General features: G+C 43.1%; 4 protein-coding genes. All 4 read right to left on the reverse strand.

Features of this window, described 5'->3' with window-relative positions:
• Positions 1-74 precede the first annotated feature (74 nt).
• On the reverse strand, positions 75-635 hold the full coding sequence (locus tag K1M91_RS21055) for an NADAR family protein (protein WP_232804220.1): 561 nt from the start codon (positions 633-635) through the stop codon (positions 75-77).
• Positions 636-856: 221 nt separating this feature from the next.
• Positions 857-1,312 carry a transposase gene (locus tag K1M91_RS21060; protein WP_232804221.1) on the reverse strand — a complete coding sequence of 152 codons (456 nt, stop codon included), beginning with the start codon at positions 1,310-1,312 and terminating at the stop codon, positions 857-859.
• A gap of 23 nt (positions 1,313-1,335) precedes the next feature.
• Positions 1,336-1,830: a hypothetical protein gene (locus K1M91_RS21065; protein WP_232804222.1), complete on the reverse strand. Its 495-nt coding sequence runs from the start codon at positions 1,828-1,830 to the stop codon at positions 1,336-1,338.
• Positions 1,831-1,843: 13 nt separating this feature from the next.
• Positions 1,844-2,392, reverse strand: coding sequence for a transposase (locus tag K1M91_RS21070; protein ID WP_232804223.1), 549 nt, complete (start codon positions 2,390-2,392; stop codon positions 1,844-1,846).
• Positions 2,393-2,677 lie beyond the last annotated feature (285 nt).

Below are 2,677 nucleotides of genomic sequence, written 5' to 3' on the forward strand. Positions count from 1 at the left end.
ATTGGCTTTAAATTCGATTGAAAAACAGTCGAAGGGATCAGCGTACCTCTTGACAAACGGGAGGCTCATATGTGTTAAGCGCCGGCCTGATTTGTAAGCTGATCTCTAACTTCCATGAGTGCGAATCCTAAAAAATTGAGACCTTTCCATGTATTTGGGTTTTCAGATGCTGAATTGTCTTGAGCTAATCCAATACCCCATATTTTATCTACTGGGCTCGCTTCGACTAAAACTCGATTTCCGGTGTTTAGCAAAAACTCCTTTAGCTCTGAATTTTGAGAGAACTTCGCTAAATTTGCATTTACCACAATGTCAAATCGTTTCTCATCCCATAATTCTTGCTCGAATCCAAGAACCTCACGGCCAACTGCCTTTGCTTCTCCTGGATTATTGGCAGAAAGCACTTTCTCACATGCGTTATTATCACCAAACAACTTAGCCTTGTGATACATCATGTAGTGCTCGGCCGTGATAAATTCATTTCCATCTTCTTCGAACTTTGAATCATACCACTGGCTAAAGCAGCTCTTTGTTACTTGGCCGCCTTTTTCTTGATGCCCCCAGAAAAAGACATATTTCACCTTGTTTCCGTGGTTTACAAAATCGACAAGCTCTTCTCTTGTTCTAATCTTCAATTTTCTTCCAATACTTGATGTATGCTTGCGCTTAACGAGCCTGTAGAATTACTCGTTCTAAAATATATTTTTATGATGCACCAAACCATAGCTGAGTTCTTGTTTTGACTCAATTGTTTAGTCTTTTTCTGCTGTGATGAAAATTATCAAGGTTTGGCGTTTTTATGGGAAGTTTCAGGCTGGTTTTGGGGGGGATTTCAGGCAATAGGGGCTTGCCCTGCCTAATGCATCGTCTTTTGCAGCTTTTCAAGATTATGAACAAGGCAATACAGCTGCCACTGGGCATTCACTTTGGCTTGCCCCCGTAGCGTCAACTTATTCATGCCTTTATTCACCGTTATATTGCCGAACACGGGCTCGATGCAGCCCAATCGTTTGCTATATTGCCTTCGCCCCATTGGGCTATCTATTTTAACTTTCATTTTATCGATATAGCTCAGCTGCTTGCGTGATTCATCATTTTTAAACTGAACTTGCCGCCCTGTTTTTATCGGGGGCTTTCGCATACATTGCCCTTGCAGCGGGCATACTTTGCCATCTTTTAAGTAACCACAGAATCGCGTGTAGTGTTGATGATGGCTTTTCAAATTATCACCGCTGCACCACATTTCATTGCCTGCTGGGCAGCGGCACGTTTGGGTTGTTTCATCATAATGAAAATCTGCTGGGGTAAACAATCTGGGCTTACCATTGCGCCGCTTTAGCCTGCGTTTTCTTGCTCTGTTTCATACGTTTCACTTTCTTTAAATAGTGGGTTTCGCTTTCTAAATTGGTTATCTGCGATGTAGGTATCAAACCCGCTTTGTGCCATAAACGCTAAGTTTGCTTCGCTGTTAAACCCACTATCGGCGGTAAACTTGATGGTGTGCTTGGTGGCGCAGTGAGGGGCGCGGAGCTTATCAAGCTGTTGCTTTAATTGCGTCACCGCAGGTTGCAAGGTTTGTTGCTCACCCACTGAGCCCCACACCTGTGCTTGCAGGATGATTTGGTGTTTATCATCGTTTATCGCTATCCCGTTGTAGCCTTGGATAGAGCCTTTGGATGTGGTCATCTTCGCACTATCGGGGTCGGTGATATTGCTTTTAACTGGCTTGCCTTTGCTGCCGGTTTTTTCTTGGTGAGTCGCGAGGAATTCAGCGATTTTGTCGATACTTTTATCCAGTTTTTCTTTTTGCTTTGAATCCTGCGTTATCATCTCTTCATTGAGATTATCTTGGCATTGATGACGCGCAATGATGCGCTGACTGGCGCGCTAATTTCGCTTTTTTTCGCTCTAGTTCGTCGAACGTGCCACTCCATTCCTTACTTGCGTTTGATTTTAACTTGCAGCCATCAATCGCAAACATGTTACGGCCTATCAAGCCTTCTTCATCACATATCAGTAGTATTTGTGTAAATAGCGGCTCAATTTGCTCGTGCATTTTTGCAACAAACCCAGCGATAGTCGTGTAATGCGGCTGAATATCACCGGAGACGCTCATAAATAAAATATTCGTTTCACAGGCCTTTGCAATGCGGCGGCTACTGATAAAACCATGGGCATAACCCAATAGAATAACCTTTAACATCACTGCAGGTGGGTAAGCCGCGGCACCTGATTTTTCGTTGTTATACCATGCATCAAACCCGGATAAATCGAGCTTGTTTTCGACGATATAACAAAGCGCATACTCAAATGTGCCCGGCAGAATTTGCTCAGCAAAATTGATAGGAATGAATTTGTTTTGGCAGGATAAGTCAGGCTTGTAGTTGGCCATAACAATGAGTCGCAGGTGAATAATATTGATTAGATCACAGCATGAAAGTAGGTTCAAGGTTAAAAAATGACCAACTTAAAAATCAGGTGTATTAGCCCCTAAAAAGAGAAATTCTACAGCCTCAACGCCTTGCTAAGCGGCGAAAAATAGTTGGCTATAATTTGCGAGGAACGAGCGAAAGCCAACTGTTTTTCGTCCGTTTAAGCAACTTGATAATCATTGAGCCTCCTCCAGCTACCTTTAACCTAGGTATGCTAACGGTGACAAAACCAAACGGAGAAAGCT

Origin of the sequence: Motilimonas sp. E26 (assembly GCF_021278025.1) — a bacterium.
Classification (GTDB): domain Bacteria; phylum Pseudomonadota; class Gammaproteobacteria; order Enterobacterales; family CBDFNC01; genus Motilimonas.